Origin of the sequence: Paludibaculum fermentans (assembly GCF_015277775.1) — a bacterium.
In the GTDB taxonomy this organism is placed as follows: domain Bacteria; phylum Acidobacteriota; class Terriglobia; order Bryobacterales; family Bryobacteraceae; genus Paludibaculum; species Paludibaculum fermentans.
Genome location: NZ_CP063849.1, coordinates 1,140,287 through 1,160,671, shown reverse-complemented (window position 1 = coordinate 1,160,671; position 20,385 = coordinate 1,140,287). Strand labels below are relative to the sequence as shown.

Sequence of the window (20,385 nt, the reverse complement as noted above, 5' to 3'; positions counted from 1 at the left end):
GAAACAAGGGACCTTGTCCGTCTCCGGGTTTACAATCCAGCCGGGCCGTACGAGACACCCAGCTTGAAATCACCCCCGCCGGGCATGCTGATGCTCAATCCGCTGTAGTCCTGGATATCCACCCCCACCTGGATCACCTGCATGCCGGCCGCGCGGCCCGCCTGCACACCCGCCGGCGCGTCCTCGAAGACCAGGCAGCGTTCGGGACGAATCCCCAGGCGTTCGGCGCCCAATAGGAAGCAGTAGGGATCAGGCTTGCCATTCACCACCTCTTCCGAGGTCACCATGCCGGCGGGCACAGGCAGGCCCGCTGCCTGCAGCCGGACCTCCGCCAACTTGCGGGGGCAGGAGGTGACGATGGTCCACCGCTCCCGCGGCAACCCCGCCAGCAGGGCGGCAGCGGCCGCAATCGGCACCACGCCGTCCGTGTCGAGCTCTTCCGCACGATTGAACTCCAGCGCGGCCGCCGTGGCGTCAATCCCAGGTACAAACATGTGGATTGTCTCGGCGGTGCGGCGTCCGTGGGAGACAGCCAGGATCCTGTTCACGTCGATGCCGTGCTGATCAGCGAACCGCTGCCAATAGCGCACCACTACCTCATGGGAATCGACAAGGGTGCCGTCAAGATCAAAGAGTATTGCGTCGCAGTCGTAGGTCATGTGAAAGGAATGGGCCCCTGATCCGGGGCTCAACTCCCATTATCGCAGGCTTGGGCGGGCGGCCTAGGAATCGGTCTTCTCAATCAGCTTTTCGACGTTCATCATGTAGATCGCCATCTTCCCGTGACGGTCGCTCTGAAAGAAGATCCGCTGGCTGTTGGCGCTGAAGAAGGGCTCCGCGAGGCCCGGGTCCTTGGCCTTGTGCTCACATAAAGTAAACTCTCGCCTTGTCGCCCTCAACAGCAACAAAATATTGGGAGATGCCTTGCTGCGGCTGGCGCCCACAAAGACGCTGGAATTGGCATTGCGCGAGAAAGCCACAAACTGGCTGGTCTTGGCAATCAGCGTGTCCGTGCGGGCGTCCAGGACCTGTTCGCGGATGGCATTCAGTTGGTTCGATTCGGCTGGCTCCAGCAGGTACTGCAGCGACTGCCCGTCGGGCGACCACATCGCCTGCAGCACGCGCCCGGCCGGAGTCTCCACCCGCCGCTGCCCCGCCCCGTCAAAGCCCGCTACCCACAACTCGCCCGCCTCATTCAGCCACAGCAGCGTAGCCCGTTTCGGATTGGGCGTCACATTCTGGGCGGTGCCTCGCACCTCCACCGCGGTCTCGGGGCTCCCTTTGGGCTGCCGCAGGCGGCGGATGTTGGAGTTTCCGCCCTGCGTCTCCACAAAAAACAGCGATTGACCGTCTTCAGTGGCGGCAACCGGACCGGAGCGCTTCCAACCGTCCCGGATTTCAGCCAGTTCCAACCGGTGCTGGTTGGTGAGTTGGATCGAAACCAGCTTGGCTCCAGCGAAGAACAAGGCTGACCGATCGTCCGGCGAGAACGTCAGGGTCTCTGGCGCGTAGTCCTCGGCCACGGCCAGCGGCTTGATCTGGCCGTTCGACAACTCGATGACAAACGGAGCCCACTTCTCCCCGGAGATGGCCGAAAACAGCAGCGTGCGGCTGCGCCGGTCGACACAGCGCGACGGCAGGGGCGCAAGGGCGCTCTCATGCTCCGGACTGGTCAGGCGGCGGACATCGAACTCAGTCGCCGGATCCTGATAGCGCACCCATTCCTGCGAAGCGACGGCCACGCCGGCCAGAAAGGATCGCCGCGACTGCTGCATATCCAGAATTTTAGCAGGCAGGACACGGGGATCCACGCCGCTCACTTGTGCGGATCGTGCCCGTGCTCCTTCGGCGCCGACGTGTAATGCTCCTTCAGCAGGTCCACGCCAAAATCGTCCTCGAAATCCCGCCATACACTATGGATGTGATTGGCGTTGTTTTGGGTGTTGTCATATTCGATCAGGAAGGTGGGTGACTGGACGCGGTAGTAGTGCGGACCGCCCTTCTCAATCACACCCGCCCACGCAAAGTAGACGTTGAGCCCGGCCTCTTTCACCCTCTGCCTGCGCTGCTCGGCCAGTTCGCCGGGCAGGTTCTCGATGTACTCATCGATCAATACCGCCAACAGCTTACGTTGCGCCGGCGTCATCTTGGACTCCAGCAGCCCGCTGGGCTGTCCGGCCAGGGCCGCCTTTCGGCTTCGTTCCGTCAGGATGTCGGCGTAAGCCTTCTCGGCCACCAGCGCGACCTTGCGCTGTTCCGGAGTCAGGGCGGTCATCAGTGCCCTGCCCTTGTCCTCTTCAGCACCCAGCACCCGCAGCCCGGCGCGGGGTCCTTCCCTCACTTCTCCCGGATTGGAACCCAGGAACGTCGGATTGCCGGTTGCCTTGCCCTTCACGACGGTGAAATGCAGGCTCACATGGTGGCCTTCGATGCGATAGGCCCAGGTGCCCTCGGCCGAAGGTTCGCCGAAGATGCTGAAGTGGTAGCGCTCCGGATTGCGGCGGCCGGCGGTGTCCTTCTCCATGATGCGCAGGATGTCTTCCAGGCTCATGATGGTGGTGGTTTTGATGAAGCCCTGCTGGCTGAGGCCGGCGCTGAGCAGCGCCGAGGCCAGCGCCTTCTGGTGCGAAGTCATCTCCGACAGGGTCAGCCCTTTGCGGGGCCGGTCGTAGCGCTTGGGAATGTCGGCGCTGGGGATGTAGTGCCAGAAGAAGCGCTCGTCGTCTTCAAACGGAAACACCACGCTGGCCCGCTGTTCAGCGGTGAGGGAAGCCAGGAAGTTCTTTGCGGTGGAGACCATTCGCGGCAAGGCGTGGTCGTGTTCGTCGTGCGCCCACAGCATGGACGCCACGAGGAAAAGGGGAAGCGCGGCCCAGAAACGCATGGGACGATTCTACACGAGTCGGACGGGTGCGGGCAGGAAGACTAGAAGCCGAAGTCGCGCGTCGTGTTCGAGGTGGCCAGCGCGGACTTTTCCAGATAGTAGTGCGGATTCACCGGCGCGCCTCCGCGGCGTACTTCGTAGTGCAGATGCGGTGCCGTGGCACGGCCGGTCATGCCGGTGCCGCCGATCACCTGCCCCATCCTTACTTCCTGGTTCGGAATGACGTCGATGCGCGACAGATGGGCGTAGTAGGTCTGCAGTCCGTTGCCATGGTCTACCACGATCAGCTTGCCGTAGGCACCGCCCCATGAAGCTTCCGTCACGATGCCATCAGCCGCCACATGAACGGGCGTGCCTTGGGGCGAAGAGATGTCGACGCCGGTATGGAAGGCCTGGTGGGAGAAGAACGGATCTTCACGCGTACCAAAGCTGCTCAGCAGCCGGCCCATGACAGGCCAGAGGCCGGGGGTGGTGTTGACGAGCCAGCGCCGGCTGGTCATGCGTCCGCCGGTGCCCAGCGAGGCGGTCTTGAGGCGGTTGTACTCTTCCAGGGTGTCGCGCAGGGTGGGCATCAGGGGCATCTGGCCCACTGAAGAGAGGCCGGTATCCGGTGCCGCATCCACCCGCTTGTTCAGGCCGTAGGCGACGGAGACTTCCGAAGCGAACATCTGCAGCCGCGCCATCTGCTCGTTGGTCTGATTGGCTTCAGTCAGCAACTTCTGGTAGCGGGCTCGCAGAAACTCAGTCTCTTCCCGCAGGCTGTTGTAGTTGCCTACCTTCCACGCCATCCGCAGATAGCTCGAGACCATCCCAAACAAAGTGAAGCCGCCCAACAGGGCCAGGCCCAGGACGGCAAAAATCACCTTTTGGTCAATTTGGAAACGGCGGAGACGCCCATGGAGGGAGTGAGCCAGAACTACGATGAAGTAGGGCTGATTCATGACTTGTGTTCAACAACGGGGCAGCGGTCCGGTTCGATTTGCCTTTCCAATCTGAAAGCCAAAGCGAACTGCAATGGCCCGCCTTCGCGTTCGGCAGGATACATCACCCGAACGCAAATCCTACGTTAACAACCAATGCCGGGGCTGTCAAGGTTTCAAATGTGGCAGCGCGCCGTGTCCGGCGTGTCAATCCAACTCGCCGCAACTTCCTATTTTCCATGCAAGCTACAGTAAATAAACAGGATAGGAACTAGAAGCAAATCACATAGTAGACAGTGGCTCCGTGTGCGGGCGAGTCAATTAGGAGAGCTTCATCCAAAATGGGAGGGCGTGGAACGGGCTAAGGAAGGGGCACCGGCAGAGGGGGGAAAAATTCGGCGGGCCGTGTGGGCGCGGCCCGCCGGAACGGCGATTGGGGATCGCCGGGCTAGGGAAGAAAGGAAGGCTTGAGGAACTGAATGGGTGAATAGGCATTCGCCCGGTTCGGTTCCACCTTCCAATCGTTTGCAATCGCGGAGTTATCGACCTCCATGGCTTCCCCGTCCGCCCCGCCACGGCTTGGTCGAAGATCGGTCAAGTCTTCGGCCGTCTCGAGACGAGGGGAGTAGGACGGGGAATGCCAAGGAGCATGGAGTAAACGGCTGGAGGAGGGTGCCGTTACTCCGCACCCGATGCGGCCTCGGATTCGCACCGGATGATTCGATAAATCCTTCGCTGCGGGGAAGGTCGTTAAAATTCGTTTGGATGACAATAGCCGCGTGGCGCGTGCTGCCCGGGGTTCCATTGCATAGGACCTCGGGCAGCCCTCCGATAGCGCGCCCCGCACCTTGATGGCGGGCGTCAGGCTCCATCCCCTCCGCGCGGTGGCCGCGCCGAGCCCGGGAGCCAGTGCCAGGGTGAGTGACAAAACCTGACACACTTTTGATCGCCTCGTCATCGATGCACCCTTACAGCTTCCGGCCCGCCACCTTTACTTTTGGGGTGGCCAGATAGCCGATAACCTGATCTTTCCTGACCTCGTTCACCACCAGTTCGTAGGGCTGGCGTGCCTTCGAGACCACATAGAATTGAACCGGCTCGTTGATGTTCTTGTCTTTCTTTTCAACCTTTTTGTCGTCGGCCACGATCTCCATGGTGAAGCGGTTCCGCTTAAAATCAGCCTTCTTGAGCTGCACCAGGATGTCGCCTACCCGTTGGGGCGCCGACGTCTTCGTCAACGTAAACTCGAAGTACTCGCGCTCGCCCAGTTCGCGTAGCGCCGAGAGCTCTTTGCTGTTCGTGGCGATCAATCCGCTCATCACGCCCATGTCACCGGTCGTGCGATGGAGCTCAGCCACTGTGCGATCCAGATCGCTGCGCGTCGAGGCTACATCCGTCCGCACGGAGCCCACTTCGGTGGTAATGTCCGTCAAACGGGCGGTCGCCTGGTCGGTCCGCGACTTGATCTGGTCCAATTCCTCGGTCAGCACCTTCTGGTGCTCGTCCTGCCGCTGCGCCAGCTTGTTGGTCACGCGGGCCGCGATCGCCTCAGCCTGGCGGCGGGCCGATTCCTTGGCCTGCTCGGTACTGGAGGCGCTTTCCTTGCGCGTCGAGTCCAACTCGGCTCGCAGGGCGCCCAGCGTCTGCGTCACGTTCAAATCCGATGAATTCAGGGTCTGGCGCAGCGTTGCGACCTCGCGCTCCAGCGCGGCGGTCTGCATCCGCGTATTCACCAGATTCATGTGCTGGTAGGCTCCGACGCCCAGGCTCGCCGCCAGTCCTACCCCCAAGGCAGCCGTCGCCCAGGGGAAGTTGCGGCCCTTTGACTCTTCGTCGCCGTCACCGGTCACATTCTTAGTCGCGTTTTCACTGCTCATGACGTGCTTGCCTTCACACAAGACAATGCACCTGCCTAGCCAAACCCTCCGCCTCTTTATTTTCAGCATCTTACGCCCTATGGACGTAGGCGAAGATCAAGTAAGATTTACCTGATGGGTAGGACGTGCCGGAAACGCCCGGAAAGAATTACGTCGAAATCCGAATCCGGACAGACTGCGGCGGAATCTAGCGACCCACCGGCTGTGCAACCACCTGCTCCAGCCGGGCGGCGCGGTCGGCGGAACTGGGGTGCGACTCGAAATACGGGCGAATGATGCCTTGCCGGGGATTGGTGCGCGTCAACTGGTCGAGACGCCGGAACACGGCCGGCATTTGCTTGGCGTCGTAGCCAGCCAAGGCTGCGAGGTAAGCGCCGCGCGCATCGGCGTCGAACTCTTGCTGCTGGCTGTAGGTCATGGCTGCGGCCTGCCGGACCATGTCGAACAGGACACCCGCGTTCGGAATGGACTGGCGGGATAATGCGGCTTCATAACGGTGCCGGTCCAGGCAGTGCTCCAGGTCGATGTGCGCCATTTCGTGGCCGATGACGCCCGCCAGTTCGTTGTCATTCTTGACGAATCCGAGCAGGCCGGAGGTGACGAAGATATGCCCGCCGGGCAGCGAGAAGGCGTTGATTTCGGAGCCCGCCATGACGTGCGCTTTGTACGGCATCATTCTGCGCACATGCCGGTTCAGGCGGGCGGTCATGCCCTCGATTCGTTGCAGGCCCGCCGGGTCCTCGGCCCATACGCCATAGGTGGAGGCGGCCAGGCGGTTGCCCAGCATGACCTCGTCGGCGGTGGAAACGTGGACGAGCGAACCAGTGGTCCGCGAAGCATCGAAGAACAGATCGCCCCACAGCCGCGCCACCGACTCCAGATCCTGTTTGTCGTCAATCTTCCCGGCCCGGACCAGAATGCCGGAGAGCGCCAGGGCGCCGACGGTGATCAGCAACAGAATGCGGTCGCTCATAACAGTTTCCTCAGCCGTTCCCGGAAGCGGGTGTAGACCCACGAAACACCCAGCAGGATGACGCCGAGTGCCATGAAAGACAGAATCCGGGGCAGAGTCTCAAGATTCCGTAAGTCATAGATAAACAACTTCAAAATGCAGCCCAGAAGCAGGACGAGCCCCGTCAGCCGGAGCACCCGCTCGCGGGCCGGAAAACCGGCGGCCAGCAGTAGCACGCCTTGCAGGCCCCAGGCGACCGTGAGCCCGCTGCCCGAGACCTCGCGGTAGAGCAGCGAAGCCAGCAGCAGGCTGCCCAGCAGGCTGTAGTAGGTGCGCGGCAGTTCCTCGCGCGGCGCCAGGAATTCCTGCACATAGAGTGCGCTGATCACAAGGCCCGCAGTCAGCAGGCGGCCGGGCAGGCCGGCGAAGCTCTGCGGATCGTCGAAGTTGGATGCCACGCAGCGGACCGCCGCCATCAGCGCCAGCGCGTAGCTTTGCCAGCGCCAGTCCTCGAGCTCGAACTTCTGGCCGATCACCAACAAACCCACGCCGAGCAGCGACCAGCCGACCACGGTGAACACATGGCCCATCTCGAAGCGCATCAGGATCGCGATGGCGGCGGTGGCGAGCCAGAGGTGCAGGCGCAGCCAGGGCCACGCGTCTTCCCTGCTCCGCCGGTACAGATACAGGAACGAGCCGGAGACGGGCAGCACGGTCACCAGGCGGTGCGAGAGGCCGCCCGTGACGCCGGTATTTGTGAAGTTCGCAAAAAATAGCCGGGTGAAAGCACCGACTCCCACGTTGTGGCCGATCATCCGCAAATGATTGTGTTGAAAGCGGTACCCCGCCTCGACCAGCAGGACGGCAAGCGCCATCCATGCGACGGCCACCGTCACATCGGGCAACTGCAGCCATGAAACAATCATGGCGAAACCGGTGGCGGCCAGGGCAGCCAAGCTACTGACGAAGAGCTTTCCTTCCCTGGTCCACAGGCGGAGGGTCATCCAGTATCCCAGCGCGGAGGCGCCGGCCAGGGAAACCCACTCACTGGCGGCCGCCGGACGGCTGAAATGGTCGAAGAAGCTGAACGACACTGCCAGCACGGCCAACACCCAGGCGAAGTAGGCCTGACGGCGGAAGTCGGAGGCTTTGCGCCAGAAGCTGAGCTCCAGCAGGATGGCGGTCCACGAGGTCCAGACCAAGCCCAGCCAGCGTTTGGGAGACTCCGCGCCGAGGACCAGTTGGACTAAGGCAGATCCGGCGTAACCGTAGGGAATCGGGACGGTTCGCAGCTCCCGGTTGGTATAGGCGACGACCGCCAGCAGGATGGCGGCGGGAGTCCAGTTATGGAACGTGAGCCCGGCCCAGGTGACCATGGCCGAGGAATCCGCCGCGATCCAGAGCATGCGCAACAGAGCGCCGCCGAAGACGATGGCGGCCAGCCATTCGAGGAACCGCAGGCGCCATCGCCAGGCGGCGAGAAACAGCAGTTCGGCCTCTACGCCCAACATGACGCTGGCCCAGGCGCCGCCGGCATGACGAACGACGGCCAGGGCGGCCAACCCGGACGCCAGGACAATAGAGTACTGGTAGGCATTCGACTGCATCCGGCCGCGCAGGACCGCATCACCGAGATAGAGCAGCGCGGCCGCGGCCAGGAAGTGCGGCAGGTGGGCCGGATCCACCTTCTCCCACTTGGCGGCGGAGAGCAGCAGGAAGCCCAACGCATTGATAGGAAAGATCAATGCCGCGTAGCCGGGGCGCGGCTGCTCAGACCGCAGTTGCACCATATCGAAGGCTTCGAAGATCAGCCACAAAGTAAACAGGAAGGCCTGGGTGGTGAACAGCGGGGAGCCCTGGTCACCGTGGGCAATGATGATGCCGTAGGTGGCGGCAACGCTCAGGACGCCGATGGCGTGCCAGCGCAGGCGATCGGCCAGATAGAGCAGCGCACCGGAAAGCGGGATCAGGGCGCCCACGCCCAACTGTTTTGAAGGAGATAGCGCCAGGGCGCCATACGCGCTGGCGGCGGCGATGGCGGTGACCGTTTGGCTTTGATACCGCAAGGAGTGCGCGATCATCGCCCCGGCGACAGCCACCAGCAACAGGCCGCCCAGCGTGTCGTTGTAGATGACTCGCGCCGCATCGACCGCGAACATCGCGTAAGTCGTTGCATACAAACAGGCCCAGCCGGCGCCCAGCAGACCCCATGCGAAGACGCGGTAGCGCTGCAGGCGCTCCACGAAGAAGCCCGCGGCGAGCAGTCCGCCACTGACAGCGAGAGAAACCGCCACACGGGCGGCGGGCCCCATCTGGGTGAATGAGTAGCCCAGGAAGAGCACGAGGCCGATGACCAGTACGAAAGCACCCAGTTTGTTTAAGAGGCTGCCGCCGACCAGCGATTCCCACTCGTCGTCGCCGACCATCTCGCGCAGACGGTCGGAAAGCGGCGTTTCCGCCACGAACGCCGGTGGCGGCAGGCTGACGGGCTGTTCCGGCTCGGGGGCCAAAACGACAGGTGTTGTTTTAGTCGCAAGTTCCTCATGGACAGATACTTGCGGCTGTTCTACGGGCGGGGGCGGCGGGACCACCACCGGCACCGGTGTGTAGACGGGCGCGGCGGCGGGCGCGGGCCGCTCCACCGGTTTCTGCTCCAGCGCATAAACGCGGGCCGTCAGTTCAGCAAGCAGATCTTCGAGACGGGAGACGCGTCGGCGGCTCATCCAGAGCGCGAACGCCAGCCCAAAGATGAATACCCATTCCACGAAATTGGTACCTCGAATTTGGGAATGCCGTCAGCGGGCGCTGACTTTCAGAATTTTCGCCGCAGCTTCCACCCCACCGGCGCGCTGTAAGCCTGGTACGAAGAACACCTTAGCCAATTCTCCGTCGGAAACCTTAAGACCGAGCGAGGGTGGGTTGTATCGCACGGGCGACGTGGTAGTGGCGGCCGCGAAAAGCGCCCACCATTGGGCATCACCTTCGGCGGCGAGTTCGACTGTTTCGGATGGCCGTTTGGCCGCCAACCATTGCAAAGCCACCTGGACGTCCTGGACGCGGGCGGCGGAGTCGCTGCGATTGAAGGTGAGAAAGTGGCGGTGCGAACGGTCGCGGGCGGCTTTCGCGGTGCCAGTCTGGAACGCGTCGATCAGCAGGATGGCCCGCCCCTGGGCCTTGAGTTTCAGGAAACCGGCGCTGGCCTCGGCGGCGGCGATGCCGTCCGGGTGCAGGTAGAGGACCGCGGGCGCTTTGCCGTCTACGAACTTGTACGGAATCGAGTCACCCAGCGCGGGCTGCGGGTCCGGGCTGTGGAAGACAAGCTGCAGCCGCTGTTTCAACTCCGCCGGGGTGGCCGACTGCTCCATCTTCACCGCCTCAGCCTTCCATTCGTCGAACAACTGATTGAACGAGCGGGCATGATCGGGCCTGCTGCGGCCATAGAAGACGAGCATGTCCTGGAGGTTTTCCACGTCGACTCCGCGCTCCTGGAACTCCGGTTCCTCGGGCCGCAGGTGCTTGCGCAGGAAGTTGTACACCGCCTGGCGGCTGTCTTTGTTGTAGTTGTGGGGCGCGTCGAACTGGACGTTTTCCACCAGATTCGATTTCCCGTAGAGATCGTACAGTTTGCGGACGGCGGGAAACTCCTCTTTGGGGACGTTGCGGGTCCAGTCACCGGTGGCGGCCACCATGAGCATGGGTCGCGGCGCGGCCATGGCCGCAATCTCGATATTGTTGGTACCCACGCGCAGGCCGGGCGCATTTTCGCAGACGCAGCCGCCCTGCATGATACCGGACACCATGTTGACGGGCGCGGAAACGGCGACGCGCGGGTCGACGGCGGTCAGCAGGAAGTCCTGGGTGCCGCCGCCGGAGGCGCCGGTGATGGCGAGCTTCGCCGCATCCACATCGGGCAGTGACTCGACAAAATCGAGCGCCCGGATGGAGTTCCAGAGCTGGAGGCCCAGCGGGGTGAAGCCCCAGAGTTGGAACTCGGGCGTACTGAAATCGTGGGGAGTCTGGGCGGTATCGTTGTAGCCGACCATGTCGTAGGCGAAGACGACGAACCCGTGGCGCGCCAGATTAATCGCCAGCGTCGGCGTGGAACAAAGCTGCTGGTTCTCCAGCCGTCCATAATTCCAATGCCCGTGCGGATGCAATACCGCGGGGAATTTCCCGCTCTTTCCCCTGGGGCGGTACAGATTGCCACCCAGCCAATAACCGGGGCGCGTTTCGATGGCCACTTTCTCGATGGAGTAGCCGTTGCGGTCCAGGCGGTCGTAGACAAGGGGCTTCAGCGGAGTCTTTTCGGGTAGGGGCAGAAGCCCGGAGGCGGACAGGATCTGGAGCCGCAGATCTTTCTTGCGCTGCTCCCATTTTTCGAGGTTGGCCGGCGCCTGGAAAGTGACGTGTGTGTCGGTGTTGGGGCACTCCAGATTCCGGCGGTCGGCCGCGGACGCAATCAGGACGGGAGCGAGCAGAAAAAGCAGTGGCCGCATGGGCGGGAACCTCCTCCGAGGCATTTATCCTACCGCATTCCGCTGGCGGGTCAGCGGCTCAATTTCCGGCAATCGAAGAACTGCAGGCGGCACCATGGGCAGTACCACAAAGTCGCTCCGAAGAGCTGCTGGATGCGGCTGATGGGATTGTTGTAGAGCCCCTCGATGCGATCGATTTTGGAGAAGATGCGCAGGTCGCGCGTGCCGCAACGGGGGCAGCAGACATGGAGCGACAGCATGGGGTAGCGCCGCCGTAACGCAACCTTGTGGGTTTGCTTGCAGTCCAGGCAGATATAAACCGCCGCGAACCTGAATCGCTCGGATAGCGTTCTCCGTTGCCGGAGCATTCGGCTACTCCGGCACGCCGGACAAACCATCGTTCCACTCCTACCGTCTAGAGTCCCGAACGTGGGGGCTGGAACAATTATTTGAGTTGGGTTAACAAAAATCAAGTCGTTCGATAGTTGTTCCAGGGCTCGGGCCTCTGTGCACAGCGTGCGAACGGCTGGAGGCACCGTAATACAGGCTTCGATCTGACTGTAACTAGAGGGCTCGCCGTCTACGCCAAGAAGAAAGTCCACTCGGGCGCACTAGAATAAAATCACTGCCACCGACTTCGGGAAGGAATGGAATGCCAGGGCGTCTTCACTTGATCACACTGCGATTACTCGCTGCCGCGGCGTGCGCCGCGCTAGCTCCGGCACCTGCACAGGTGCCTGCATTGAGCGCCGCGGACTATGCGCGGGCCGAGAAGATGATGAACTACAACACCACTCCGCTGGTGTTTCATTCAAACGTGCGGGCGACGTGGGCCGGCAACGACAAGTTCTGGTATCGGGACGTTCGTCCGGATGGCAGCCAGTTCGTCATGGTAACCGCCGCGTCTGGAGTGAAGGCCCCGGCCTTCGATCACGAGAAACTGGCGGCCACGCTGTCTGACGCCGCGGGTACAAAGTATGACGCGCTACATTTGCCTTTCACCGATTTCGAGCTGTCGGCCGACGGCCAAAGCTTAAGTTTCACTGTGACGCCGGCCGGTGCCGGGGCGGCCACCGCCAATCCGATGGGCGGGCGTCCCAATGCGGGCCGGCCCCGCCGGTTCCGCTGCGACGTCCAGGGGCAGGCCTGCACACCGGAAACAGGAGCCGAGGCGGGCGGCGGACCGCGTGGGATGCGGGGCATGCGCAATGACGTGCCCTCGCCCGACAAGAAGAAGGCCGCCTTCATCCGCGACTACAACCTGTGGGTGCGTGACGTGGCCACCGGCAAAGAGACGCAGTTGACCACGGACGGTGTGAAGGATTTCGGCTATGCCACGGACAACGCCGGCTGGACGAAGAGCGACCGGCCCATCCTGCTGTGGTCGCCCGACTCGAAGCGGATCGCGACGTTCCAGCAGGATCAGCGCGGCGTGGGCGAGATGTATCTCGTCGACACCAAGGTAGGTCACCCGACGCTGCAGGCCTGGAAGTATCCGCTGCCCGGCGACACGACGGTGGCGATGATCCACCGTGTAGTGATTGAAGTGGAGCAGCCCAAGGTGGTGCGGCTGAAGATGGCGCCCGACCAGCACCGCTCGACGCTGTGCGACGACATCTCGTGCCGGGGCGGCGAATGGGCCGATGTGGAGTGGAGCCCGGACAGCCGGCAGGTGGCGTTTGTTTCCACCTCGCGCGACCATAAGCAGGAGAACCTGCGGCTGGCCGATGCCGAGAGCGGTGAGATCGGCGAAGTGCTGGAGGAGAAGGTCGACACGTTCTTCGAGTCCGGCGCGGGCCGAGTGAACTGGCGCTTCCTGCGCGCGTCGAACGAGATGATCTGGTTCTCGGAACGCGACAACTGGGGCCAGTTGTATCTGCACGACATGGCCACGGGCAAGCTGAAGAATCAAATCACCACGGGCGAGGGCAACGTCACGCAGTTGCTGCGGGTGGACGAGAAGAACCGGCTGCTGTACTTCCTGGGCGTCGGCAAGGAGAAGGGCCGCGACCCCTATTTCACGCACTTCTACCGGGTCGGCTTCGATGGCAAGGGCTTGAAGCTGCTGACGCCGGAGGATGCGAATCACGAGATCGCGCTTTCACCCGATGGCGCGTATTTCGTCGACAGCTATTCGAAGCCGGATGTGGCTCCGGTGGCGGTGCTGCGCGACTCCGATGGCAAGCTGATCAACACGCTGGAGAAAGCCGACATCTCGAAACTGGTGGAGACGGGCTGGAAGCCGGCGATTCCGATCACGGTGAAGGCGCGCGACGGAGTGACGGATCTATACGGCCTGATGTTCCGGCCGCTGAATTTCGATCCGGCCAGGAAGTACCCGATCATCAACCAGATCTACCCTGGACCGCAGGGCGGCAGCGTGGGCGGCCGTTCGTTCCAGCCGACGCGCGGCGACACGCAAGCGCTGGCGGAATTGGGTTTCGTGGTGGTGCAGATCGACGGCATGGGCAATCCCGGGCGATCGAAAAAGTTCCACGAGTTCTACTACGCGAATATGGGCGACAACACGCTGCCCGACCAGATCGCGGGCATGAAGGAACTGGCCGCGAAGTATCCGTGGATCGACATCGACAAGGCCGGCATCTGGGGCCACTCCGGCGGCGGCTTTGCGACCGCGGACGCGATGTTCCGTTATCCCGATTTCTTCAAGGTGGGAATCTCGGAAGCAGGCAACCACGACAACCGCGTGTACGAAGACGACTGGGCCGAGAAGTGGCACGGACTGCTGGTGAAGAATCCGGACGGCACCACCAACTACGACGACCAGGCGAATCAGAATCACGCCAAGAACCTGAAGGGCAAGCTGCTGCTGGCGCACGGCACGATGGACAGCAATGTTCCTCCGAACAACACACTGCTGGTGGTGGACGCGCTGATCAAGGCGAACAAGGATTTCGACCTGCTGATGTTGCCGAATCGAGGCCATGGATTTGCATCCGAGCCGTACATGATCCGGCGGCGTTGGGATTACTTCGTGAAGTGGCTGATGGGGGCCGAGCCGCCCAAGGAGTATGAACTGCATCCTCCGGCAGCGGGCCGGGGGTTTGGACCAATGATGATGAGCGGCGCAGCGGAAGAGCAATAGACGCAGTTCGGGCCGGCCCGCGGGCTGGGCGCTTGCGAAAGCAGCATCCCAGCCGGTTGAGCCGGCCCGAGTTGTGTGCGGACGGAAGTGGCCTCCCAGGTTAGCGGGCTGCCGTCTGCGACTGTTCCCTAAGCAACACGGCGGCTTCCGAGGAATTGCGAGCCGCCGCGTCTTTCAGGTACAGAGCGGCCTGGTCGGGCCGGTTCAGGTGATGGGCAATGGCTCCGGCATGGTAGAGGAGCTTGGGATCCTTCACGCCGATCTGCAGCGCCTTCTGGATTTCAATGCCGGCCTGCTCGTATTCGCCGTTCGCAGCCAGCGCCCAGGCGTAGCAGTCGCGGGTGAACACGTCCTGGCGGCGGGCGATCTCGCGTTTGGCGATCTCCAGCGCTTTCGCGGGCTGGTTGGCGTGGTCGATGTAGTAGGCGATCAGCTCGTGGTTGGAATTGTCGCCCAACATGGATTCGGCCAACGACTTCTGTTCAAACTCGGCGAAGGCCTTGGCCGCTTCGTCTTTCCTGCCGGCGAGGGCCAGCTCTTCGGCCCATGCGAACTGATTCTCCGCATGCGGCGCGGCCGCGTAACGCTGCTGCAACAGGGCGGCTGCTTCCTGGTGGCGATTCTGGGCGCTGCGAACGCGGGCCAGCGCGGCCTGGGCGTAGTGGTAGTTCGGGAAGACGCCGAGGGCGCCAGTGGCGTACATCTCAGCCTTGGCGAGGTCTCCGCTGACATAGCTGAGATGGGACATCTGCGTGAGGAGCCAGGCGCGATCCTCTGATTCGGAGAAGGGCGTGGAGTCGTAGGCGGACTGCATCAGCTCCATCGCTCCGGGCAGGCGGCCATGCAGTTCGCGCAGGTAAGCGGCGCGGGTGAGGCCGGCGACGTTGCCCGGCTTCAGGTTGAGCATCCACTGGGCGGCCTTGATGGCATCGGGGTAGTTGCCGAGTTCCACGTTGGCATCCACCATGTAGCCATAGACGGTCACGTCGTCGGGCATCTGCTTATTGAGCCTGGTGGCTGTTTCCAGGGCCTTGGCGAACTCGTGCCGGCCGAGTTGCAGCCAGGCTTCCACCTTCACTGCCTCGAAGTTCGCCGGCGCGGCGGCCAGCGACTGCTTCAGCGTCTCCTCGGCCTTCGCATAGTAAGCGACGTCGGAGGTTTCGCGGGCCCGGCGGGCGTAGGCCATGGCGAGGCTGTTCAGGTAGGGCACATGATTCGGGTGGGCAGCGAGGCCGGCCTGGGCCTTCTGGATGGCGTTTTCCGCCGGAGTGCCCGCGAGCGCCACCGTGGCAATAAGGGCGAGGGAAGCGAAGAGTGTTTTATTCATGGAGGCGTCCAACTATCGGTCTGAGGATCTGGATCAAGGGTTGGGGCAGGCCCGGTTGAGCCCGCCCCGTTTCAGGTGTTAGAGACTCGGGCAGATGCCGCTCTCGTAGTAAGCGCAGCCGGGCTGACCGGGGCCAGCGTGAACGCTGTCGCGGCCGCTGTAGGCAGGCGCCATGAACGGGAACGAGGGCTGCAGCGGAGCGGTGCCGGTGTTGACGCCATCGCCCAGCGGGGTGCCGTACTTCTTGCCATCCACCAGGATGCCGGCCACGGCGCGCAGTGCGATGTCGAACACGTCATCGCCCAAACGGCGGCCATTCGGGAAGCCGGAGAGATCGCCGGCCAGGAAGCCCAGGCGCTTCTGTTGGGTGAAGGCGGTGGGACGGATGCCGGTGTTGAGGCGGAGCAGGTCAGCCACGGGGCCGGCATCGCCAGCGCCGCAACCGGGGCAGATGGGCGCCGCATACTGCACGAGCAGCAGCAGGTCAGTGCGCGGAGCCGGCGCCACGGGCACGCCGATGCTGCCGAGGATCTTGGCGGCCAGCGGGTCGAGCACGAAGTTGGCGAACTGGGCGTCGTTGATCGGATCGTCCATGCTGAACTTGTCCTTCGAGCCGGTGCCGATGATGGCTTCGTTGATCAGCGGATTGCCGAGGCGCTGGACTTGGGCCCAGGTTTCGGCGCCCGCGTCGCCCATCACCGTCGTCTTATGCCGCGAGGTGGTGCCGTAGGTGCCGATGACCGCTTCCTTGTCGCCGGCCGCGTGAACCTTGCCGTCGCTGGTGAGCATGCTGATGGGCACTTCCAGTGCGATGGTGTTCACGTCGAAGCCCGCAAGGGAGTTGGGCGCGTAGTTGTGTTGATCGTCGCCTTCGGCCATGGCGGGCAGCACGCCGCCGCCGGCCGCTTTGCGCAGGTTGACGGAGTCGAAGAAGCCGCCGAGGTCGATGTAGAAGGGATCGGCCACGGTGCCGGCGAAGACGCGTACGCCCTGGCCCAGGCTATAGACGCCCTGGGCGCGCAGGCCGTTGTAGTCGGGCATGGTCTTGGGGCCGACGTTGGCGGGTACGGCGTAGGTGTTCATCCCGGCCGTCAGTTCCTGGGAGCCGGCCTTGGTCACCATGGTGACGGTGTAGCTCTGGCGCAGGTTGAAGCCTTCCGAGCCGGCGCCGTCGAGCGCGGTGATGGCCGGAATGCCGGCCAGGTTGCCGACGAAACCGGTGAAGACGCCAGGGGCGCGGATCTCGGTCTTAAAGCGGATCTGGAAGGTGACATCCGGCACGCCATCGTGATTGTTATCGACCTTCATCTCATAGAGGATGCCGGGGTCAAAGGGAAAGTAATTCGGACCATTTGACGGTTCGAGGAAGGGGTCGACATTCAGGATCATGATGACCTTGTCGGCCCGTTCGGGGCTGACAAAGGTGTACCAGTCCGTGATGTCGGCTTTCTGGTCGAGGGCCGTGATGGGCGCCTCGCGATGGCTGGCGGCAAACACCGCCGGCTGTTGGATGGTGAGGGTCGCCATGAGCATGGCGAGTGACGTTCGAAGTGTCTTTGATCTGAGTGTCATCAGTGTTACCTCGCGGAATTGTGAAGCCGTTGTTCATGTGGAGTTACGGCAACGCGCGGGGAACGGATTTCGTTTGCGAGGGAATTTCGCGATTTTCCCGCGGAATGCTAGAACGAAAAATAAAGTCGGAAAATCTCAATCCGGAGGAGGTTCGGATTGCGTACATGCGTTGTTTGCGGGTGGGATCGGCTGTAGGTATGGCTCGCGCGCGCGTTTCAGGTTAAGCTGGCATGGTGCGCTACCGGGAACACGCTCCGCCCGCCCATCTCGCCGGTTCAGTGGAGTGTTTCTGGACCTACGACGCGGATAGCGCGAATTCTCCCCAACGCGTGCTGCCGGACGCCTGCGAGGACATCGTCTTCATGCCGGACAGCGGCCTGCTGGCGGCGGTGGGTACGATGACCAGGGCGCAAGTCTATGCGCACACCCAGCCCCAGACCCTGGTCGGCGTGCGGTTTCATCCTTCGATGGCAAGGCAGTTCCTGGGCATTGCGGCAAACGAGTTGACCGACTCACTGGTCGACTTGAGCGGCCTGTGGGGCGGGCGGGGGGAGCAATTGCGAAGCCGGATGAGTTCGGCGGCGACGGGCGAAGAGGCGGTTTCCCTGCTGGCCGGTGAATTGCGGCCCGGGGAGGAGACTCCGGCCCAAAAGATGGTGCTGTGGGTGGTGGAGCAGGCCGGACGCGTCCGGTTGGACGACCTGGCCCGTTTCGCGGGGCTCAGCCAGCGGCATCTGCGGCGGGTGTTCCTGGAGCAGACGGGGGTATCGCCGAAGCTATTCTGCCGGGTGGTGCGATTCCGCAGCCTGGTCAGCCGGTTGTCTCAAGGCGTCGAGGCGAACTGGGCGGATCTGGCGCTGGACTACGGGTACTATGACCAGAGCCATCTGGTGAACGAGTTCCGCGAGCTCAGCGGGGTGACGCCCACCAGCTATGTTGCGCGGCCATGACCGTTTTTTCCAAGACGGAACCTCCGCGCCGCGGCTAACATGACCGCATGAAGATTACAGCCGTACTGATCGTGGAAGCTATTGAGCCGTGCCTGACATTCTGGGTCGACAGGCTCGGGTTTGACAAGACCGTGGAAGTACCGGAAGGGGATCGCCTGGGCTTCGTGATCCTCCAGAAGCACGGCGCGGAGCTGATGTTCCAGACGCGCGAGAGTGTGGGCAAGGATGTTCCGGAGATGATTCCGGGGCTGACCGGGCAAGGCATTGGCCTGTTCATCGAGGTGCCGGATTTTGACGAGCTTCTGAGCCGTGTGGCCGGGATGGAAGTAGTGATGCCGGAGCGGACGGCGTTCTATGGAATGAGGGAGATCGTGGTGCGGGAGCCGGGCGGATTCGCCGTGTGTTTCGCCAGCAGAGTGGAAGCTGCGAACGCCTGATCTGCCTGTTTGGGCAGACTGGTGAGCCGGGCGGGGGTCGAACCCGCGACCACCTGATTAAAAGTCAGATGCTCTACCACTGAGCTACCGGCCCACTCTGGGATACCCGGCGGGCGGGCACCTTTGATTAGGATACCAAGGGTACCCCTTGGGTGTACAATCAAACATCGTACAATCAGTACCCTTGGGTCCTCCGCCAATCACATTTACCGCTAAAGTGGCTCACAATCGCACCTTTGTTTGTGATTGAATAGGGGCATGGCAGACCCGGTCATCTTAATCGCTAATGGGGATCTGCGCCTTTCAGCCAACCAGACGTGTTGGGCGGCGCAGGCAGAAGTAGAGCAGATGGTCATCGAGGCGGTGCGTGCCTTCGGTCATGAAATCGAACGCGGCCATCCATACGATGAGACCAAGAAGCACGGCTTCATCGACAGCCAGAAGCACGGCATGGAGGTCTTCCGGCAGATTCCTCCCACCGCGCCGCTGATTGTAGTCGAAGCGGTCTGGCAGTACAGCCACCACGTGCTCCACGGCCTTTATACCCATCAGGGCCCCATCCTGACTATCGCCAACTGGAGCGGGCAGTGGCCCGGCCTGGTGGGCATGTTGAATCTCAACGCCAGCTTAACCAAGGCGGGCGTCCCCTACTCCACGTTGTGGTCGGAAGACTTCAAGGACGAGGCTTTCCTCGGCGGCCTGAAGCGCTGGCTCAACGGCGAGAAAGTCATCCACGACAACAGCCATGTCCGTCCGTTGGGCGCGCTGCGCCTGCCGAAGCAAGCCGAAGAGACCGGCTCGGCGATGGCGCGCGAACTCTATCGCGACAAGGCCATCATGGGCATCTTCGACGAGGGTTGCATGGGCATGTACAACGCCATCATCCCCGACGAACTGCTGCACCGCACCGGCGTGTTCAAAGAGCGGCTCAGCCAGAGCGCGCTTTACGCCGAGATGCTCACCGTTGCCGATGCGGAAGCCCAGGCTGTCCGCGACTGGCTCGACGCCAAGGGCATGAAGTTCCTGACGGGTCCGAATCCGGACACCGACCTCACCGACGCCCAGATTCTCGACCAGTGCAAGATGTACATCGCCGCGCTGCGCATCGCCGACGACTTCGGCTGCGCCACCATCGGCATCCAATATCAGCAGGGTCTTAAGGACCTCGCCCCAGCCTCTGACCTGGTGGAAGGGCTGCTGAATAACGTCGACCGGCCGCCCGTCACCTCGCGCGACGGCTCGCGGGTCCTTTATGAGGGCAAGGCGCTGCCGCACTTCAACGAAGTGGACGAGTGCTGCGGCCTGGATGCGCTGATCACCAACCGCGTCTGGACGAAGCTCGGCTACGATCCCGAGACGACGCTGCACGACGTCCGCTACGGCGAACAGTACAACGGCGAGTACGTCTGGGTGTATCTGATCTCCGGCGCCGTCCCGCCGGCCCACAACCAGGGCGGGTACGCCGGCACCACCAGCGAACGCCAGCCGCCGATGTACTTCCGCAAGGGCGGCGGCACGGTGAAGGGCATTTCCAAGGCCGGCGAACTGGTCTGGAGCCGCATCTACATCGACTCCGGCATCCTCAAGGCCGACATCGGACGCGCCAAGGCGATCGACCTGCCGGCGGAAGAGACCGACCGGCGATGGAAGCTCACCACCCCGCCGTGGCCCATCATGCACGCCGTGCTGCACGGGGTCTCGCGCGACCAGTTCATGGGCCGTCACAAGTCCAACCACATCAACGTGGCGTATGCACCCACGGCCGAGGATGCCAACAAGGCTCTCGCCGTGAAGGCGGCCATGTTCCGCGATTTGGGCATCGATGTCCATGTGTGCGGCACCCAACACGGGCTGGGCGAATAGCGCCCACCTACAGTCAACGAAC

15 protein-coding genes and 1 tRNA gene are annotated in these 20,385 nt (G+C 62.8%); 4 read left to right on the top strand and 12 right to left on the bottom strand.

Going from position 1 to position 20,385, the window contains the following annotated elements; all coding sequences use genetic code 11:
• Window positions 1-29 precede the first annotated feature (29 nt).
• From IRI77_RS04615 to IRI77_RS04575, 9 genes are all read right to left on the bottom strand, one after another.
• The gene (locus IRI77_RS04615; RefSeq protein ID WP_194450905.1) at window positions 30-659 is read right to left on the bottom strand and encodes an HAD-IA family hydrolase; all 630 of its coding nucleotides are present in this window, start codon (window positions 657-659) and stop codon (window positions 30-32) included.
• Between the two features lie 63 nt (window positions 660-722).
• Complete coding sequence (locus IRI77_RS04610; protein ID WP_194450904.1) at window positions 723-1,775, bottom strand: PD40 domain-containing protein; 1,053 nt, start codon at window positions 1,773-1,775, stop codon at window positions 723-725.
• 41 nt (window positions 1,776-1,816) lie between these two features.
• Window positions 1,817-2,884, bottom strand: a complete 1,068-nt coding sequence (locus tag IRI77_RS04605; RefSeq protein ID WP_228486601.1) for a DUF3500 domain-containing protein — start codon at window positions 2,882-2,884, stop codon at window positions 1,817-1,819.
• 41 nt (window positions 2,885-2,925) lie between these two features.
• A complete protein-coding gene (locus IRI77_RS04600) occupies window positions 2,926-3,825 on the bottom strand; it encodes a M23 family metallopeptidase (protein ID WP_194450903.1) in 900 nt (299 codons plus the stop codon).
• Between the two features lie 947 nt (window positions 3,826-4,772).
• On the bottom strand, window positions 4,773-5,681 hold the full coding sequence (locus IRI77_RS04595; protein ID WP_194450902.1) for a hypothetical protein: 909 nt from the start codon (window positions 5,679-5,681) through the stop codon (window positions 4,773-4,775).
• A gap of 187 nt (window positions 5,682-5,868) precedes the next feature.
• Window positions 5,869-6,654: a M48 family metallopeptidase gene (locus IRI77_RS04590; RefSeq protein WP_194450901.1), complete on the bottom strand. Its 786-nt coding sequence runs from the start codon at window positions 6,652-6,654 to the stop codon at window positions 5,869-5,871.
• Window positions 6,651-9,356, bottom strand: coding sequence for a DUF2339 domain-containing protein (locus tag IRI77_RS04585; protein WP_194450900.1), 2,706 nt, complete (start codon window positions 9,354-9,356; stop codon window positions 6,651-6,653). The genes IRI77_RS04590 and IRI77_RS04585 overlap by 4 nt, the downstream gene beginning before the upstream one ends.
• Window positions 9,357-9,428: 72 nt before the next feature.
• Window positions 9,429-11,129 carry an alpha/beta hydrolase family protein gene (locus IRI77_RS04580; RefSeq protein ID WP_194450899.1) on the bottom strand — a complete coding sequence of 567 codons (1,701 nt, stop codon included), beginning with the start codon at window positions 11,127-11,129 and terminating at the stop codon, window positions 9,429-9,431.
• A 50-nt stretch (window positions 11,130-11,179) separates the two neighbouring features.
• Entirely contained in the window at window positions 11,180-11,368 is a 189-nt protein-coding gene (locus IRI77_RS04575) for a hypothetical protein (RefSeq protein WP_194450898.1), read from the bottom strand.
• Window positions 11,369-11,850: 482 nt separating this feature from the next.
• Between IRI77_RS04575 and IRI77_RS04570 the strand changes: the two genes are divergently transcribed.
• Window positions 11,851-14,214: a S9 family peptidase gene (locus IRI77_RS04570; protein WP_228486600.1), complete on the top strand. Its 2,364-nt coding sequence runs from the start codon at window positions 11,851-11,853 to the stop codon at window positions 14,212-14,214.
• Between the two features lie 100 nt (window positions 14,215-14,314).
• Here IRI77_RS04570 and IRI77_RS04565 read toward each other — a convergent pair whose 3' ends face one another.
• Both IRI77_RS04565 and IRI77_RS04560 read right to left on the bottom strand, forming a co-directional pair.
• On the bottom strand, window positions 14,315-15,541 hold the full coding sequence (locus tag IRI77_RS04565) for a tetratricopeptide repeat protein (RefSeq protein WP_194450897.1): 1,227 nt from the start codon (window positions 15,539-15,541) through the stop codon (window positions 14,315-14,317).
• Window positions 15,542-15,619: 78 nt separating this feature from the next.
• Window positions 15,620-17,113: a DUF4331 domain-containing protein gene (locus IRI77_RS04560; RefSeq protein ID WP_194450896.1), complete on the bottom strand. Its 1,494-nt coding sequence runs from the start codon at window positions 17,111-17,113 to the stop codon at window positions 15,620-15,622.
• A 230-nt stretch (window positions 17,114-17,343) separates the two neighbouring features.
• Here IRI77_RS04560 and IRI77_RS04555 point away from each other — a divergent pair, with 230 nt between their 5' ends.
• Window positions 17,344-18,063, top strand: coding sequence for a helix-turn-helix domain-containing protein (locus IRI77_RS04555; RefSeq protein WP_194450895.1), 720 nt, complete (start codon window positions 17,344-17,346; stop codon window positions 18,061-18,063).
• 47 nt (window positions 18,064-18,110) lie between these two features.
• Window positions 18,111-18,500: a VOC family protein gene (locus tag IRI77_RS04550; RefSeq protein ID WP_194450894.1), complete on the top strand. Its 390-nt coding sequence runs from the start codon at window positions 18,111-18,113 to the stop codon at window positions 18,498-18,500.
• A 19-nt stretch (window positions 18,501-18,519) separates the two neighbouring features.
• On the opposite strand, the gene IRI77_RS04545 is transcribed toward IRI77_RS04550, so the two are convergent.
• Window positions 18,520-18,594, bottom strand: a tRNA-Lys gene (locus IRI77_RS04545).
• Window positions 18,595-18,758: 164 nt separating this feature from the next.
• Between IRI77_RS04545 and IRI77_RS04540 the strand changes: the two genes are divergently transcribed.
• Window positions 18,759-20,363: a fucose isomerase gene (locus IRI77_RS04540; protein ID WP_194450893.1), complete on the top strand. Its 1,605-nt coding sequence runs from the start codon at window positions 18,759-18,761 to the stop codon at window positions 20,361-20,363.
• The last annotated feature ends 22 nt before the right edge of the window (window positions 20,364-20,385 follow it).

Excerpts from the sequence above, each read along its gene's own strand:
- IRI77_RS04615 (WP_194450905.1), bottom strand. The coding sequence starts at position 659 with ATGACCTACGACTGCGACGCAATACTCTTTGATCTTGACGGCACCCTT.
- IRI77_RS04610 (WP_194450904.1), bottom strand. The coding sequence starts at position 1,775 with ATGCAGCAGTCGCGGCGATCCTTTCTGGCCGGCGTGGCCGTCGCTTCG.
- IRI77_RS04605 (WP_228486601.1), bottom strand. The coding sequence starts at position 2,884 with ATGCGTTTCTGGGCCGCGCTTCCCCTTTTCCTCGTGGCGTCCATGCTG.
- IRI77_RS04600 (WP_194450903.1), bottom strand. The coding sequence starts at position 3,825 with ATGAATCAGCCCTACTTCATCGTAGTTCTGGCTCACTCCCTCCATGGG.
- IRI77_RS04595 (WP_194450902.1), bottom strand. The coding sequence starts at position 5,681 with ATGAGCAGTGAAAACGCGACTAAGAATGTGACCGGTGACGGCGACGAA.
- IRI77_RS04590 (WP_194450901.1), bottom strand. The coding sequence starts at position 6,654 with ATGAGCGACCGCATTCTGTTGCTGATCACCGTCGGCGCCCTGGCGCTC.
- IRI77_RS04585 (WP_194450900.1), bottom strand. The coding sequence starts at position 9,356 with ATGAGCCGCCGACGCGTCTCCCGTCTCGAAGATCTGCTTGCTGAACTG.
- IRI77_RS04580 (WP_194450899.1), bottom strand. The coding sequence starts at position 11,129 with ATGCGGCCACTGCTTTTTCTGCTCGCTCCCGTCCTGATTGCGTCCGCG.
- IRI77_RS04575 (WP_194450898.1), bottom strand. The coding sequence starts at position 11,368 with ATGCTGTCGCTCCATGTCTGCTGCCCCCGTTGCGGCACGCGCGACCTG.
- IRI77_RS04565 (WP_194450897.1), bottom strand. The coding sequence starts at position 15,541 with ATGAATAAAACACTCTTCGCTTCCCTCGCCCTTATTGCCACGGTGGCG.
- IRI77_RS04560 (WP_194450896.1), bottom strand. The coding sequence starts at position 17,113 with ATGACACTCAGATCAAAGACACTTCGAACGTCACTCGCCATGCTCATG.
- IRI77_RS04555 (WP_194450895.1), top strand. The coding sequence starts at position 17,344 with ATGGTGCGCTACCGGGAACACGCTCCGCCCGCCCATCTCGCCGGTTCA.
- IRI77_RS04550 (WP_194450894.1), top strand. The coding sequence starts at position 18,111 with ATGAAGATTACAGCCGTACTGATCGTGGAAGCTATTGAGCCGTGCCTG.
- IRI77_RS04540 (WP_194450893.1), top strand. The coding sequence starts at position 18,759 with ATGGCAGACCCGGTCATCTTAATCGCTAATGGGGATCTGCGCCTTTCA.